Origin of the sequence: Clostridium sp. UBA7339 (assembly GCF_002470865.1) — a bacterium.
Classification (GTDB): domain Bacteria; phylum Bacillota; class Clostridia; order Clostridiales; family Clostridiaceae; genus Clostridium_J; species Clostridium_J sulfidigenes.
Map to the genome: position 1 here is coordinate 668,769 of NZ_DKPI01000006.1, position 17,112 is coordinate 685,880.

At 29.4% G+C, this 17,112-nt stretch carries 11 protein-coding genes and 1 other annotated feature (1 of these 12 cut by a window edge); of the genes, 3 read left to right on the forward strand and 8 right to left on the reverse strand.

The features are described from left to right. Positions 1–72: a binding site (T-box leader), on the reverse strand (it extends 146 nt beyond the left edge of the window). Positions 73–236: 164 nt separating this feature from the next. Further along, positions 237–596 (forward strand): tetratricopeptide repeat protein, encoded by a 360-nt coding sequence (locus B2S02_RS06610; RefSeq protein ID WP_035133086.1) that lies wholly within the window; start codon positions 237–239, stop codon positions 594–596. A gap of 115 nt (positions 597–711) precedes the next feature. Here the strand turns inward: B2S02_RS06610 and B2S02_RS06615 are convergent, their stop codons facing one another. Genes B2S02_RS06615 through B2S02_RS06625 form a run of 3 tightly spaced genes read right to left on the reverse strand, consistent with a single transcriptional unit; the run spans position 712 to position 4,089 of the window. Further along, a complete protein-coding gene (locus B2S02_RS06615) occupies positions 712–1,899 on the reverse strand; it encodes a transglutaminase-like domain-containing protein (protein WP_346920461.1) in 1,188 nt (395 codons plus the stop codon). Positions 1,900–1,940: 41 nt separating this feature from the next. After that, positions 1,941–2,804, reverse strand: a complete 864-nt coding sequence (recX, locus tag B2S02_RS06620) for a recombination regulator RecX (RefSeq protein WP_346879525.1) — start codon at positions 2,802–2,804, stop codon at positions 1,941–1,943. Positions 2,805–2,841: 37 nt separating this feature from the next. After that, positions 2,842–4,089 carry a pitrilysin family protein gene (locus B2S02_RS06625; RefSeq protein ID WP_346848570.1) on the reverse strand — a complete coding sequence of 416 codons (1,248 nt, stop codon included), beginning with the start codon at positions 4,087–4,089 and terminating at the stop codon, positions 2,842–2,844. A gap of 248 nt (positions 4,090–4,337) precedes the next feature. Here B2S02_RS06625 and B2S02_RS06630 point away from each other — a divergent pair, with 248 nt between their 5' ends. Continuing rightward, entirely contained in the window at positions 4,338–5,906 is a 1,569-nt protein-coding gene (locus tag B2S02_RS06630; RefSeq protein WP_035133090.1) for a DEAD/DEAH box helicase, read from the forward strand. A 133-nt stretch (positions 5,907–6,039) separates the two neighbouring features. Beyond that, on the forward strand, positions 6,040–7,482 hold the full coding sequence (locus B2S02_RS06635) for a WG repeat-containing protein (protein WP_346878545.1): 1,443 nt from the start codon (positions 6,040–6,042) through the stop codon (positions 7,480–7,482). Positions 7,483–7,574: 92 nt separating this feature from the next. Here the strand turns inward: B2S02_RS06635 and dhaS are convergent, their stop codons facing one another. The 5 genes from dhaS to B2S02_RS06660 all read right to left on the reverse strand — a co-directional run bounded on the left by dhaS (position 7,575) and on the right by B2S02_RS06660 (position 17,087). After that, positions 7,575–8,141 carry a dihydroxyacetone kinase transcriptional activator DhaS gene (dhaS, locus tag B2S02_RS06640; protein WP_035133092.1) on the reverse strand — a complete coding sequence of 189 codons (567 nt, stop codon included), beginning with the start codon at positions 8,139–8,141 and terminating at the stop codon, positions 7,575–7,577. Between the two features lie 192 nt (positions 8,142–8,333). Then, positions 8,334–9,095 (reverse strand): 4Fe-4S dicluster domain-containing protein, encoded by a 762-nt coding sequence (locus B2S02_RS06645; RefSeq protein ID WP_346848568.1) that lies wholly within the window; start codon positions 9,093–9,095, stop codon positions 8,334–8,336. Between the two features lie 186 nt (positions 9,096–9,281). After that, positions 9,282–10,472: a pentapeptide repeat-containing protein gene (locus B2S02_RS06650; protein WP_346848567.1), complete on the reverse strand. Its 1,191-nt coding sequence runs from the start codon at positions 10,470–10,472 to the stop codon at positions 9,282–9,284. Between the two features lie 379 nt (positions 10,473–10,851). Next, positions 10,852–12,006, reverse strand: a complete 1,155-nt coding sequence (locus B2S02_RS06655; RefSeq protein WP_346848566.1) for a YibE/F family protein — start codon at positions 12,004–12,006, stop codon at positions 10,852–10,854. 83 nt (positions 12,007–12,089) lie between these two features. Continuing rightward, positions 12,090–17,087, reverse strand: coding sequence for a CehA/McbA family metallohydrolase (locus B2S02_RS06660; protein WP_346920462.1), 4,998 nt, complete (start codon positions 17,085–17,087; stop codon positions 12,090–12,092). Positions 17,088–17,112 lie beyond the last annotated feature (25 nt).

Genomic DNA, 17,112 nt, shown 5'->3' on the forward strand with positions numbered 1-17,112 from the left:
AAAACCTTTCAGCCCATGGATTTTCCTCTCTTAATATTTCATATTCTTACTCCTCTTCATCACAGTCAATTTATTATGTATTATATATATTTCTCTTTTATAATATTATATACAATACAACTCTTTTGTCAATACAAATTTCAAAATATAATTTACATAAATTTATAAATGTTATAGTATATTTTAGAACAAAATGGAAAATATTAAGATAAAGTACTAATTAGGAGGTCTTTTCCTTGAATTATTTTGCACAAGGTAATGATTTATATAAACTTAAGGACTATAAAAATGCTATTGATATGTATAAAAAATCTGCAGAGTTAAAGGAATATGAAGCACCTTCATTTTATAATTCTGCTGTATGTTTTATTAAACTAAAAAACTATAAGGCTGCAATACCTCTTATTCATAGAGCTTTGAATCTACGAAAAGAAAGTAAATATTATTTCAACCTTGCTTATTGTCATGTAATGATGGATGAAAATAAAAAGGCCCTAAATTATTTTAATACTGCATGGTCCATAGATAATACGGATACTGAATGTGAAAAGGCCATAAGTTTCATACTTTCTAAATATAAAAAAACAAGCATATAAGCTTGTTTTTTTATATTTAACTATTATTTTAATTTCATAATACAAACTTTATAATATAAAAGTTATATAAATCTAATATAAAAGACTAATTAAAACTTAAGTTTTAATTAAATTTTTACTTCCATTCTCCTGCGATTTTTCTATTTCTATGCTCTGAATTAAAGGTATCATTATCAAAATAATTCCCTGCATTATAAAAAGTTGAATCCACATTTACCCATTTATCCATTTCCTTTATATACACTTCATTCCATGAGTGACTAACCCAAGACATTCCATTATAACCTTCTCCTACAATTAGTCTTACTGGTATATCATTTGCTTTACACATTGCAACATATAAACATGCATAGTCAAAGCAAACACCTTTTCCTGTATTAAAAGTATTTATGGCTCCAGAATTAATCTCTGTAGGTATGGAATTATTCATAACTTCTGTAGCCTTATCATCATCATAAATTATAGCATTCCCTATCCATTCATATAAAGATCTTGCTTTATCATAATCGTTATCATACTTACTAGTTATACTTAACGCAGTATTATCTATGATCTCATTAGATCTTATTCCCTCATCTAATGTTACTCCATTATAAAAAACTACCCCTTGAAGATATCCATTTACATCATCTACTATATTATTTTTCTCATCTACTACTTTAAATGAATTCTCTAATATATTGGGGAAACTTTTAGCTATCTCAGAATCCGTAACAGGCTCTATAATCTTTTTATTAATATAACTATATATGGTAGATGAATTTAATTTATTATCTAGCTTTGGATTATTTAAAAAAATTGATGCATAGCTAAGTAGTGCTGATAATATTATCATATAACATATAGCCTTAGGAATTTGAAACATTCCTCCTAATAAAGCTCTAGTACCTCTGCCTGTATTTCTAATACTGGTATCAATGGCATCTGAAGCTGGATATAAAGTAGTCCTGCTAATAAATTCTATAAGGGCTTTAAATATCTGATAAATAATTAAGAATGTAAACAATAGTATAATCCCATTAAATAGCTTAGATTTAGTAATAAGATAAGCAAAGGATGGAGAAATCTTTGAGGATATATATTCAACTAATCCATACTTATCTAATGCAAACACATTTTTTACCACCACAGTAGTTAGTATTATTGAACAAACCATTGCCATAGAAGTTAATACACCCTTAATTGTAACCACCATGCTTTTACTTTTCAATTTAAATACAATGCCCATTATTACAGGATATACAAATGCTATAACCAATACTAATGAAACAATATTTATATTATACTCCTCTAAAAATTCCATTCTATCCCTCCTTTTCTCTCCTGTTAGATTTTCTTCTAGATTTAATAATAGGGATCTTCACCTTTAATAATCTTGTTTAATACAGTTTTGATATCGCTGTAATTATAACCCTTTCTTAAAAGGAAATCCTGTAATTTTTTCTTTATTTTAATTGCATCCTCTTCTGACTTGCTAAGGCGTTCATATCTTTTCTCTGCAATACTGAGAAGTTCATCCCATTGATTTTCCTTAACCTGATTATAACCATCTGACCTAAAGACCTCTATATTTTCTTTTTCCTTGATTTCTAATTTATTTACTACTGATTTAATAGTATCAAAATTATATCCCTTAGATATTAAAAAAGTATTAAGTTTACTTTTTATTTTTACTATATTGCCTTCATTTTTACATAGCACTTTAAGTTTTTTTTCTGCTAGCTTTAAAGCCACTGTTTCTTCATCCTTAGAAGAAATTTCATTTAGTATGTTATTTATCATTTCCTCAGATATACCCTTTTTTATAAGTTTATATCTAATGTTTCCTTTGCCTTCTATTCTAATATTTTGTGTTACATAAGCTTTTGCATAATATTCGTCATCAATAAATTTATATGCCTTTAGAAATTCTAAAACTCTGTCTATGACACTATCTTCATATTCTTTCCTTTGTAGAAATTCTCTCACTTGAAACTCACTCTTTAGAGCTCTCTCAATATACTTTAAAGCCTTTGTCTTTGCTGTAAGAAAATTATCTTCAACTATAACTTTCTTTAGGTCTTCAATATTAATTTCTTTTCCCTTAGATAAATTATGATAATATACTAACTCACTGCTACATCCAAAGGCAAATTCACCATTTATAAATATATTTACTCTGTTATCCTTTTTCTTTTGGGCTTCAATCTTAGTAATTATTTTACTCACTGTTCTTCCTTCCCATCATCTATAGAAATTTTATACCTTACTCCCTATCACATAGAAGCACATGAATTGTAGGCTTATTTAGTACCTTCTTAGCTACTTCATATAAATCTTGAGCTACTATATAATTCAAATTCTCCATATCTTCATTAAATTGATATAAATTATCCTCTTCCATAGCCTGATGTACTACATAATTTCCTAAATCTGTTGAATCCTCTAAAGTAGAAGCTATAGCAGTCTTAAACACCTTTTTCATTAAATTTATAGTATTACCATCAAATACAATTATTTCCTCTTTAATTTTTTCTATACAATTATTTATGGTTTCTATAGTTGCATCAACATCCTCTGGTGCTACTGCTGCATAGATATATAAAGTTTTCAAGTTGTTTGTTAAGTCAAGACTTGTATAAATATCATAAGCAAGTCCCCTATCTTCTCTAAGTTCTCTAAATAATATAGAATTAGAACTCTCTCCAAACTTGTGATTTAATATTCTTAAAGCTAACTCTTCCTTCTTAGTTAGATCATTAAATGTATATAAATATATTATTGTACTCTGCTCCATATTATCTCTATGCGTAATCTTAATTTTGTCTTTATTTTTTTCAAAATTTAAAATAGGCTTACTTACTTTTTTTCTTTTCCACTGACTAAAATATTTTTTAACTAACTCTATTACATATTCATGTTCATAAGATGATACCACTGTTATCACTGTATTATTAGAAACATAGTGATTATTATAATATCTTATCAAATCTTCTCTACTAATTGACTTTACAATCTCTTCTTTTCCTATTACATCAACTTTTAATGGACTATGAGTAAATGCCATATCATTTATTTTTTGAAAAGATAAATCTTCTACATCATCCTTACCACTTCTTAATTCTGCTAATATTACTCCTCTTTCCTTCTCAATGTGTTCCTCTAAAAAAGTAGGATGTTGAAGTAAGTCACTAATCAATTCTAAACTTACATCTAATTCTTCGTTTAAAGTAGTAGTATTAAAAACAGTGGACATATAATCTGTATAAGCATTATACTCTCCACCTAAATTTTCTAAATCACTATTTAATTTTTCATTATCTCTATTTACAGTTCCCTTAAAAAGCATATGCTCTATAAAATGAGATATACCACGTTCTTGATTTTCTTCACAAACAGCTCCAACCATAACTCCGATATTTAAAGAAGCTATTTGGGTTTCTTTTTTTATAGTTATTAACCTAAGTCCATTTTCCAAATATGTTTCCATTGTATCAAATAAAAATTTTTTCATATATTCTCCTTAATTTAAAATATCTATATATAATTATACCTATAATTCTAATTATATCTACACATAATATAATATATGATTTTCTATAAATGTAATAGAGTTTTATATTTCCACCTGCATAATTTTTATTTATTTCATTATACTTAGGGATAAATACTTAGAGATAAAATTTCAGTTTACAATTGCTATTATAGATTTACTGTGTTACTATTAGATGTATTTAAAGAAAAAAGAGAAGAGGAATATGAATGATAAAAACTAAATTTGAAGAACTTGGACTTAAGGATTCCATATTAAAGTCTATAAATGACTTAAACTTTGAAAATCCTAGTGATATACAAGAGAAAAGCATTCCTGTAAGTTTACAAGGTTACGATATAATAGGTCAAGCGCAAACAGGAACTGGTAAAACCCTTGCCTTCGGAGCACCTATTCTTAGCAACATGGGTCCTAAGGGTGGAGCTATCCAAACCTTAATATTAGCTCCAACAAGAGAATTAGCTATTCAGGTTAGCGAAGAACTTTTGAAATTGTGTAAGTATGAAAAGTATAAAATCCTACCAATCTATGGTGGTCAATCCTTTGACAGACAACTTGCTGCTCTAAAAAGAGGAGTAGATATTGTAGTTGGAACTCCTGGAAGAATATTAGATCACATTAATAGAAGAACATTAAAACTTCAAAATGTTAAATTCTTAGTTTTAGACGAAGCTGACGAAATGTTAAACATGGGATTTATTGAGGATATTGAAAGTATCCTATCTAACTTAAATGAGGAAAGACAAACGCTTTTATTCTCTGCTACAATGCCAAGACCAATAAAAAACCTATCTAAAAATTACATGAAACCTGATGCTCAACATATTGTAATAGCTAAAAAATCCATGACTGTATCCAAAATACAACAATCATACTTTTTAGTTAACTCATCTAATAAATTTGATTCACTTTGTAGAATTTTAGACGTAGATAATCCAACTACAACAATAATGTTCTGTAAAACTAAAAAAGGTGTAGATGAATTAGTTGATGCTTTACATGGTAAAGGCTATAGTGTTGAAGGTATGCACGGAGATATGAAACAAAGCCAAAGAATGAACACATTAGCTAAATTCAAGAGCGGACAACTACATTTTCTTGTAGCTACTGATGTTGCAGCTCGTGGAATTGATGTTGAAGATGTTACTCATGTTATTAACTATGACTTGCCACAAGATATAGAATCTTATGTGCATAGAATAGGAAGAACTGGAAGAGCTAATAAAGAAGGTATTGCTTATAGCTTTGCTTCAAGAAAAGAAGTTTCTTTTATAAGACAAATAGAAAATCATACTAAAAGTAAAATAGTAAAAAAAGACATTCCTACTTTAGCTGATATATTCTCTGCTAAATCTGGAAGTTTAATAGAAAACATTGGGAATGTATTACAAGAAGACTCATACAATACATTCTTACCTATGGCTAAAGAGCTAATAAATGAGTATGGTGCTGAAGATGTTACTGCTTCTTTACTAAAACTAATGTTTGATAAAGAATTAAATTGTAACTATGCTGAAGAGTCTGTAGATGTAGATGATACAACAAGATTATTCTTATCTATAGGTAAGCTCGACAAGGCCAGAGCTAAAGATGTTATTGAATTTTTAGATAACACTGCCGGTGTTAAAGGTAAAGAAATTGGAAGAATTGATATCCTTGATAAGTTCTCCTTTGTTGATGTACCTAGCAATCTTGTAAATATAATATTAGAGAATTCTAAAGGAAAAATGTTTGGTAAAAGAAAAGTAAACATTGAAATATCTAATAAAAGAAAATAGATTTACATCTAATATATAGCCAAAATGCGGTATTTTACATAATACTGCATTTTTTATTTTTTTGCCAAATCTTGTATATCTATAGAAAATATAATGTTAAAATATAGTAAATAATATTTTAAAAGGAGGACATATGAAGATTTTAAACAAAATTCTATTAATAGTATTATTAATTTTCTGTGTTGTTCTAAGTGGTTGTAATAACAATAATAAATATGAAGAAGCCTCCTCTTTCACTGATGGCCTAGCAGCAGTTAAACTTAGAGGTCTTTGGGGATTTATTGATACAGAAGAAAATCTAGTTATAACTCCAACCTATGACGAAACACATTCATTTTATAACAATATAGCCCCTGTAAAAAAAGATGGATTTTGGGGTGCTATTGATAAAAAAAATAATGTGATAATTCCTTTTGATTATGAAGAAGCTACTATTGTATCTGATACTCTCATTTCTGTTAAAAAGAACAGTAAGTATGGTTGTATAGACTTTAAAAACAATATAGTAGTTGATTTCGTATCTGAAACCCCAATTTCAATATATAATTGTGGAGAGGAAAATATAGCCATTATAACAGAAAACAATTACCAAGGCTTTATAGTTTTAAATACTAATTTAAAGGTAGAGCCCAAGTATACTGCCATAATGCCTAACAATTCTATAGTTCATCTTGAAAGTAACGGAAAATTTGGTTTTGTAAATCTAGAAAGTAAAACTATAGTAGAACCTAAATATTCTTATTACTTAAGCTTCAATGATGATTTAGCTCCTGTAGATATAGATGGAAAGTTTGGTTATATAAATACTAAAGATAAAATGATAATTAAACCTATTTACGATGGGGCTGATTCATTTATTAATGGACTAGCTACAGTATATCTTGATGGTAAGACTGGATGTATAGACAAGAATGGTGATGTTGTAATTCCATTTAAATATGATTATATAAACTCCTTTTGGGAAAGTGATATTTTGGTAGCTTCCTTAGATAACAAGGTTGCTCTTATGAATACTAAAGGAGAATTGCTCTTTGAACCTAAGTTTGAATACATAGAATTAGGTTCAGGAGATAATATGTTTGCTGCTAGCTATGTAGATGAAGATGGTAACCGTAAGAATGTATTTATAAATAAACAAGGTGAAATTATACTTAACACAGACTATACTGAAATTTATCCATTCTATGATGGCTTTGCTACCATTTATAAGTCAAGCAAATGTGGTATCTTAGCTTCTAATGGAATTGAGGTAGTTCCTCCTATTTATGATGAGGTTTATAATATTGATTCATCTAGAAATATATTTCAAGTATGCCTAAATGGTAAATGGGGGCTTATAGATAAAACCCAAAAAGAAATTTTAAAATGCGAATATAATATTATTGACCCCTACACTGAAAATATCTTTTTAGTAAGTAAAGATAATAAATGGGGGCTTTATAATAAATCCTCTAATAAGTTTACAGATATCATATATGATGAAATCACTCCTTCCTTCAGGGATATAGCCCCCATATCTGTAAAATTAGATAATCAGTGGTTTTACATTGATGAAGATGGTAATAAACTAAAGTAACTTTTAAATCATAGTTATATGAAATATTTTATAATTACACTAATACTTTAAAGAATATATAAGTTTTAAAGGATGCATGATGGATATATTTATTATGCATCCTTTTCATATCTCTCTAAAGCTCTCATAAAGTTACCCTCTACTAATTCACTTAACTTTTCAATAATCTTATGAGAATCTTCCTTCATTCCACCATTCATCCACTGAATTACCAAACCTGTAAATGCTAAAGTATAAAAATTTGCAATAAACTTTTTATTGTCTTCTGTAGCTCTCATATTCTGAGAAACTTCATTAACTACTCCAATAATTAAATCATAAGTAACTGTGTAAAGATATGAATCTAGGTGATTCTTTCCTAAAGAATTTAAAGTATTCATGCAAAATCTTCTATTGCTTTCTATATAGTTGAAAATCTTTTGAAATCCGTCAGTCCAGGTGTTATAACTTCTGTATTGTGATATGCTTTCTACGGCTTCTGTTTCATAAATCCATTCCAGTAGATTGTATATATCTTGAAAATGATAGTAAAATGTTTGTCTATTTAATCCACAGTTATTAACTATCTCTTTAACAGATATCTTATTTAACGGTATAGAATTCATTAATTCCTTCAAAGATTTAGCTAATGCTTTTTTTGTTATTATTGAATTTGACATAGGTACTTATTTCCTCCCTATGGATTTTTTCATCTTTACATTTACTATACATTATATTATCTTTTTAATCCATTAATTTTCTATTACCCCTCTTTAAAATTTATAAATATTTATGCAATAATAAAAGCTATCTATAAATCTATTAAGTTAACAGATTTATAGATAGCTCCACACTTAAAATATATTCAATTATCACTCTATTATATCACCATTAGTTCCAATGGTTACTTCTTTGTAAGGAACTATTATTTGTGCTTGAAGCATGGCACTTTTAACTGAAGCTACTATTCCTGAGCAGCATGGCACTTCCATTCTAACTACAGTTATACTCTTTATATTGTTCTTCTTAAGTATTTCAGTTAATTTATTCTTATAATGTTCATTGTCATCAAGTTTTGGACATCCTATTACTGTAACTTTATCCTTCATAAAGTCTCTATGGAAATTTCCGTAAGCATAAGCTGTACAATCTGCTGCTACTAATAAGTTAGCATCCTTTAGATATGGCGCACTAGTATTTATTAAGTTCAATTGCACTGGCCATTGCATAAGCTCAGAGTTGTTTTCAGTAGTATTCTCTCTTTTTTTAGGCATAGTTTCCATAGTGATTATTGGTTTTCTTTCAATAGTTTTAGCCATTGTTCCAGGACATCCACATGGCAACTTTTCTTCCCCACCAATATTTATATCTTTAATCTCTTTAGACTTATTATCTAATTCTAAAATTCTTGCCTTTACTGCATCATCATCATATTCATCCGCTTCTCTTTCTATAATCTCTATAGCTGCTGTAGGACAATTGGGTAAGCAATCTCCTAATCCATCACAATATATATCGCTAACAAGTTTTGCCTTTCCATCGACTAATTCTATAGCTTTTTCATGACAAGCCGTAACACATAATCCGCAGCCATTACATTTTTCCTCATGGATCTTAATTATTTTTCTCTTCATAACAAATCCTCCTAAACCTATTATTTAATCTAATTTATCATATTTTTCAAAATTATATTTTTTATCACACTTATCTTTTGTTTAATTTTAACACCAAATTTAAATTAAACTATATTTAATATAGCTTAATTATAACTAGATTTCTATAATAGGTCTGTAACTTTTGTTACGCAACTAAATTTTTATTTATCTTACTAATTTTCTTGTTAAGGTACCTATTCCAACCCCCATCATAATTACTCCAACTATCATCTCAGTATTAGCTACTATAAAAGAAGCCGGTATTGGCGTTTCATTATCAGATCCTAGTCCTGTAAATACCTCAACACTTATATTTATACATTGATTTACTTGACTTAGAAATTCATTAAAGTTTTTTGGTAATCCTATACTCCACCAGTAGCTAATTATTTGATTTTGTGAGTTATATCCCAAGATCAAATACATAGTTGCAAAAATTAATATTAAAACTAAAGAGCTTATTAATGGATATAATATTCGTTCTCCATATCCACATGTAAACCAATAAATATAAGATATTGTTTTGGGTAATAGCTTTTTCAAACTTTTTCTTTGCATATTCTTACAAAGATAATAGTATTCTCCAAAGTTGTTCTTCAAATTATTTTCATTATATTTATCAGCAATAGTTTCATATACAGTATATATTCCTTCATACTCTGTCTTTGTTTTTTTCTTTGGTTGAATTTTATCAAAAAAAGTTTTTGGATCTAGTTTGCTTTTTAATTTATCATTAAATTCTAAATCCTCAATGTAAGTTGATATTATTTTCCCTCCTGATAAATCCACATCCATTAAATTAATTCTTTTCATATAAGAATTTATAATTATAGCACTAGTCATATCTGTAAGTTCAAAAGATGTATCTTTAAGTTCACATTCATCAATTATTAAATAAGTGATATTAGAGCTTAAAAATTTACAGTATAATTTACATTTTTCAAAACTACAAGATAGATTATCCTTTTTATTTAGTGATGGTACATTATTAATTTCTTCTAAAATCATAGTACAGTTCTCAAAAATTACTCCTCCACCCCCAAAGTCACATTCTATGAACCTACAGGCCACAAATGTGCAATTTTTAAATTTTATATTATAAAATTTACACTTTATAAACTCAGTACATACGATACTTTTATCAGTAATCTCTAAAAAATCCCCCTCATTTTCAGTTTTAGAATTATTTATAGTTCTATCTTTAATGATTCTAAAACTATACTTTTCATCTTGTTGGATGCTAATTTTGTTCTTATTATTTTTTATTTCACTAAATAGTTTCTTATTATTTTCTATTCTTTTATATAGCTCTTCTTTTCCTTTAAACACTTCTTCTTTAAAGTTTATATAAGGCATAAAAGTCCTCTCCTTTTAATATCTACTATTTTTTATACTAATACTACTTAGTATGATACCTTTATATAAAAATTACTCATGTAGCTATATAGCTATTTTATTTTTCATCATTATACCTTTTTAAAGGGAAAATAAAGAACTGTATCATCCTTAATTATCTGAGTTAATTTTATTACTCTTTAATTACAAGGCTGAAACAGTTTGTTTCAAATCCTATTTCTTTATAATTTTATTTTTTTCTTAGGCACCTGAAAATAAATAATAAGTCAAAGATGGGAAGTATATTTTGAGTTAGACAAGGAAACAGGTTCCTTAGATAGTAGCACTATCTAAGGGTTCTGTTGACGCAGTATAACACAAAATAGACGAGTATTCTGACTTACTTATTTTTTGAAGATGCCTTACATAGATATGCTGCCATAATTGCTGTTGCTGGTACAGTTAGAATTATTCCTATAGTTCCTGATAACCCTTGAATCAGTTCGGTGCCAAGGATATCTAAATTCAGTAACCTATTAGTTGTCATACTAGAAGAGTATAATAAAATAAGTATGTTTATAGCTCCTCCTGCAAATGCTAAAATTAAAGTATTAGCCATAGTTCCTATTATATCTTTACCAATATTCATACCACTTTTAAATAATGCTTTTATACTCATAGTCTTATCTATGGAACTTATTTCAAATATAGATGAGGATATTGACATAGCTACATCCATAACCGCTCCCAATGCAGACACAAGAATCCCTGCAAAAAATATACCCTTTATTTTTAGATTAGTCGTTTCTGCTATATACATTATACTTTCTACCTCTGACATGTTTATTCCTGAGAGATTTGTGGTTTCACCAAATATGTAGGCAAGTATTCCTGCTATTAAAACTCCTATTAAAGTTCCTAAGATGGCTGACAATGTTTTCTTATTTGTTCCTGATACTAGTACTAAGGTAATTGATGTACTTATTATAGCTATTATTATAGCTGATATTATAGGACTTACACCTCTTAGCATTAATGGTACCATCAAAAATATTACGCAAATCATTGTAAATAGTAATGCTACTATAGATTTTAAACCTTTAAATCCTCCAACCAATAATATTACTAGTAAAAATAAAATAACCATAATAGATAAAGAAGTGCTTCTCTTAAAGCTAGATATAGCCACATCATTAAGCTTATTGTCCATGAAGTACATGGCAACTATTACCTTGTCACCTTTTTTTACTACAGTATTATATAGTCTACTTACATTATTAGTTATTTCATATTGATTTTCCACATAAGGGCCATTTAATATTTTTACTGATACCTGTTGATATCCTAGTTCTATTTCCTCTATATACTTATCATCTTGCAAATTTTCTTTAAGTACATTTACTATTTCTGCTTCATAATATTCTACGCCAGCACTTAGCTTGTCCAACAAAAATCCATTAGTAAATATTAGTTTAGATGAAAAAACAATTAATATTCCTAATATAACGGTTACTGTTATTGTTATAATATCCTTCTTGTATTTATTTATATTCATTAATAACCCTCCTCTCACCTATTTTATTGTAAGGGGCTGTTTCAAACTTACTTTGAGTCAGCCCCTAAATTCAATGTCTAATTTTATTTTTTACTCTGCTCTGTATTCTCTCCTTTGTTTTTTCTCTTAAATAATAGAGTTACTCCTCCTCCAATTACTAAAACAGCTATAACTATTAGTACTATTGAAGAACTATCTCCTCCTGTTTGAGGTAAGTTTGAATTATTGTTTCCTGAATTATTTGGTTTGTTTGGTTTATTAGGCTTACTTGGATTTTCTGGTTTTTCGTTATCATCTTTACCTGGTGTTTCTTTATCTATTACAGTTACCTTTCTTGTCATAGTAGTATTATTTCCAAAGCTATCAGTTATGCTATAGGTTAAAACATACTCTCCAGCCTTACTTGTATCTACTGAACCTGTAATTACTATTTTTGAAGTTATATCTCCATCCTCTTTATCAGTAGCAATTACCCCTGATTTAGGATCAAAGCTATCTCCAACCTTTATTGTTATATTTTCAGCTCCATTAATCACTGGTTTTTCATTGGTTTCTTCACTTGGAATTAATATTATTTCTCCAGTATTTCTAACTCTAAGTCTTGCTCCTTCAGGATCCATTGAACCAAGTCCAATAGCTGATACTGTATCTCCAACTTTAATATTTTTATCCCATATTCCCTTTGTACTCTCATCTTTTCCATCCCATATATATCCTTCTACATATATCCTTGATTCTCCAGTGCCATCGTTAATATATAAATTAGATTTATCCATTCTAACTACCTTACCTTGCACCTGAATAAGCTTACCACCATTCTCAGCTATCATACTATTTCCTGTAGAAAGCTTTACTGGAGATATATCAACTGGGTTTTCATCAATAATTTGAATTTGAGTATCTTCATCCTTAACTTGAATTTCAAATTCACCCTGATATGCATCTACTGTACCTGTAACTCTAATTTTTTGTCCAACCCTTAATGGAGTTTTAGATACACCAAATATACAGATACCGCCTGTTTCATCTTCTATATACACTACTTCAAAGAAGGAATTTTTAGGAGTTACTGCCTCTGACTGAGAAGTTACTATACCTTCTATAGTAAACTCTTCTCCTAGTAAATCAGGTACATTGTCCTTATTTGCATCTATTCTAACATCTTTGATATTTACTTTTTCAGCTATCTTCTCTGGCATCATCCAACCCATAATATTTTTTACTATTTTAATATTTGAGTAAGATATTGCATTTTGCCCATCTGTTTCAAAATCTGAGAAAAATGTATTACCAGCTACTACTACCTTACCACCATTACTTAGCTCTTCTGCTCCAATAACTGATACCTTTCCTTGTGCTACTGGTACGTTATCTTTAGCATTATCCGCATCGCTAGTAGTTGTAGTTTCATAACCCTTTACTAAGAAATCTACCTTCTCTCCCTTTGCTCCATCTGCAAGGACAACTGAAGCTCCACTATAGAAGCTATATTGCTCTTTTCCATCTTTGATACCAGATACTAAATTGTATAATGGTGAACTGTATTTATTAAAGTATAATCTATAAGGTTGACCACCATTAGTAGTATTATCAATAACTTGGTCATCATTTATTCTAAGTTCTGTTCCTATAGCTTCAAGTAATGGATTAAGCTGCCTATCATTGCTATATTCACCTTCACCATCCTTATAGTCAGCAATAGTAGTTATTATTATATTTCCTCCAGCCTTTACATAATCAGCAATAGCCTTTATCTCACTTGTCTCTAACTTACTCTTAGTTAAGTTATATTCTGACTTATCAATACTCTGTGGGTTTGTAAGAATAAATAAATCTACTCCCTTGAGAGTATCTGCAGTTATTGTCTCTTTATTTAAAGAAAGTATTGTATTTCTCTGTTGTAACAAATTCTTAAGTGCTGTATATTTTCCTGCATAATTTCCACTTACATATTGATTTACGTGAGCACCATCTATTACAACTCTATAAGTGTTTTCTGGATTTCTAACTTTGACCTTTACACTATTAGTAAATACTTTTTCACTGCCTTCATGATTTATTGTTGCTTTAGCATAAATTGTATATTCACCTTGTTTAGTAGGTATCCAATCTATTTGAACATTTTCGGTTTTAGTTCCTTCCACTAAAGGAATAACTTTTTCACCTACTTTATTTTCTGTTTTAATTTCATTTGCAAAGAACTCCACCTTAGCATCTTTTAAAGCCTTAGCTTCATTATTGTAAATTCCTACAGAAACTTGAACCTTTTCATTAGGTAAAGTTATTTCATTGTCTACAGTAACTGTAGTTAAACCAAAGTTACTACTATCACCAACCCATACTGGTGCTGTAACAGCTATATCCTGATCACCCTGCACTATCTTTAAATAGTAGTAGGTATATTCTGGAGACAATTCAAACTGCCAGTCTACATTTTTAGAATTAAATTCTTTAGATACAACCTCAACTCCACCATTAGAAATAACTGATACTTTCTTTATAGTCTCATCATCAGTTATATTAACTTTAAAATTTAGTTTATCTACTTCACCTAAGGAACTTCCCATTAGACTACCATTTACTGTGTAATCAACAATCATATTCTCATCTTCTGAAGCATATACATTTAAATTTCTTATAGAATCATATATATCTCCTCTAGAGTTATCTGTGGCTATAATTACTGTTCTTGCATTATTAGCTGTAAACCACTTGCCCTTATGATTATCTTGGTTATTAGTTGGTGCAACATGCCATCCTTTATCAAGAGCTCTTGTATAATATTCATAACTTGGAAAATAACCTGAACCTCTTATTGGCCCCTCACCATTACCAACTTCCACTAAGTTTACAACCTTGTCTGTAGCCTCACTATAATAACCAAAGTCTGCAAAATCCCCAAAAGTCTTACCTGGATGATTTAATTGAGAAATTGACTGTGGTTGTGTTTGCAATGTATTGTAATAGTTTTGTAAATCCATGGCCTTATTTGATCTGGTTTCAAATCCTGGTGTATTAAATGTATTTATATGACCCCACCCTCCAGTAGAACCTGACCAAGTCATTTCATATCCATATATAGCTGTAAAATCATCTTCTTTATCATATTTATCCGCTGTAAACTGAGCATTTGTCCAAGCTTTGCTAGCTGAACCGTCTGCTAAGGAAGCTGCTGTATCATTATCAAACCAATTTGAGTGATCTGTTACTGCATAATAGTCAGCTCCATGATTCTTAGCCCAAGAATAAGCTTCATCTAAAGAACCTGTTCCATCTGAAATATTAGTATGTGAATGAAGTTGCCCGAAGTAGTGACTTAACTTACCTTTTTTGAAAGTCCATTCTTTACTTGAATAATTCCCCAAAGTATCTTTAGCTTCAATCTTTACTCTGTGACTTCCATCGTCTAAATCAGTAGTTGGTTTGTATAGAATAGATGTTGAAGTTATTGTAGCTTTTGAAGTTACATCTTCACCATCAAAGAATATTTTAATAGAATTTTTATCTACTCCTGTCCTATCTTTTATTGAAGCCTTTATTTCAGGTCTTGCTACATCTCCAATACCTACACCACTGTCTGGCACTAAATCATATATTTCTGGTCCAACTATATCTTCATTAGTTACTTCTACATTAAATACTCCTTCTTGTGGAATTCTTGTAATATTAGTTCCATCCTCAGCCACAAGATAATATTCTATACCCATCAATTTCAGTTCTTCTTTAGATATTAATGCCATGTAATTTCCTTGTTCATCTTTAGTCATATTTATAGCCTTAAAGACTTCTTCTCCCTTAACTCTATAGTTTAACATTGCACTTTTAACTTCTTTATTATCTTCAATAGAAGCTGTTATTTTGAGATCTTCCTCTATTGATGCTTTAAGAATTGGTTCATGTTTTATTATAGGCCCTTCAGTGTCAGGAGCTTCTACCTTTGTAAATGTACAAGATGAACCATATATTTGTACAGTTGTGTTGTATTTCCCCATAGTTCCTTTAACATTAACTAAGTCACCAGTAACTACATTTATATCAGAAGGTACATAGTATATGTCTAACTTATCTTCTCCTTGAGTTAAGGTCTTAGCTGCAACATCTATAACTGCATTAGTTATTTCCACATATTTTGAGTCATGCTTTCCTGTTAATAACTCTTTTATAGTATAAATTTCTGCAGTTGGCATACCACTATTAGATATAACCTTAATATCGCTAGCCTGAAGTTGAGCTAATCCTTTAAAGGTATCTCTGGTACCTTTAACTTCAACTAATGCTCCATTAACTGCAGCACTTAAATCTATCTTAGTGGAGTTATTTGATATTTCAATTGCACCTGTAGCATCTTGAATATGAAGGGTTTTATTTCTATCATTAAAGGAAACTATTCCCCTAACTACAGCTTCAACCCCATTAGTTAAATCTCTAGCAGATGATATAGTTATGACCTCTGAAGTTGGTGGATCTATTGGTGGTTCTCCTGGATCTGTAGTTCCTCCTCCAATACAAGAAATTTCTATATCATCTATAGCTAAGTTACCTGATGCTTTATTGAAAGTAAATCTTATAGCTGTAACTCCCTTTTCTAAAGAAACTGAAAAGGTACTTTCACTCGTAACTGTAATATCTGGTCCTTTTATCTCTTGCCACACATCATTAACTTTAACTTCTAATTTTAAAGTTGAAGTTATCGGACCATTTCCAACTTGCCCCTTATACCAAAAACTCAAAGTTCCTGTTGAAGGTAAATTGAATACTGGTGTTTCTAAAGTTTCAGTACTACTTCCACTCAATCGTCCAAATCCTAGTGAAGGTTTTGTTTTACCATAATTCCCATTTGTGTCATATCCATCTAGTACAGTAGCTTTTTCCCCATTTCTTGTAATTGTCCATCCTTCTCCTTCTGGTTTTACATTCTTTCTAGCTCCTGTAAAACCTTCTGAAAGGAGTATTGTTGTATCTTCATTATTATTAATAGCTCTTTCTACTGCATAAACACTTATACTTGGCATAACAATATAAGTTACTAAGAATAATAATGCACTAATTAGGCTTAAAAGTTTATTTTTTTTCTTTCCCAATTAACTGCCCCCCTTACAATATTTT

Coding starts and splice junctions, on each gene's coding strand:
- B2S02_RS06615 (WP_346920461.1), bottom strand. CDS start 1,899: ATGGAATTTTTAGAGGAGTATAATATAAATATTGTTTCATTAGTATTG.
- B2S02_RS06625 (WP_346848570.1), bottom strand. CDS start 4,089: ATGAAAAAATTTTTATTTGATACAATGGAAACATATTTGGAAAATGGA.
- B2S02_RS06630 (WP_035133090.1), top strand. CDS start 4,338: ATGATAAAAACTAAATTTGAAGAACTTGGACTTAAGGATTCCATATTA.
- B2S02_RS06635 (WP_346878545.1), top strand. CDS start 6,040: ATGAAGATTTTAAACAAAATTCTATTAATAGTATTATTAATTTTCTGT.
- dhaS (WP_035133092.1), bottom strand. CDS start 8,141: ATGTCAAATTCAATAATAACAAAAAAAGCATTAGCTAAATCTTTGAAG.
- B2S02_RS06645 (WP_346848568.1), bottom strand. CDS start 9,095: ATGAAGAGAAAAATAATTAAGATCCATGAGGAAAAATGTAATGGCTGC.
- B2S02_RS06650 (WP_346848567.1), bottom strand. CDS start 10,472: ATGCCTTATATAAACTTTAAAGAAGAAGTGTTTAAAGGAAAAGAAGAG.
- B2S02_RS06655 (WP_346848566.1), bottom strand. CDS start 12,006: ATGAATATAAATAAATACAAGAAGGATATTATAACAATAACAGTAACC.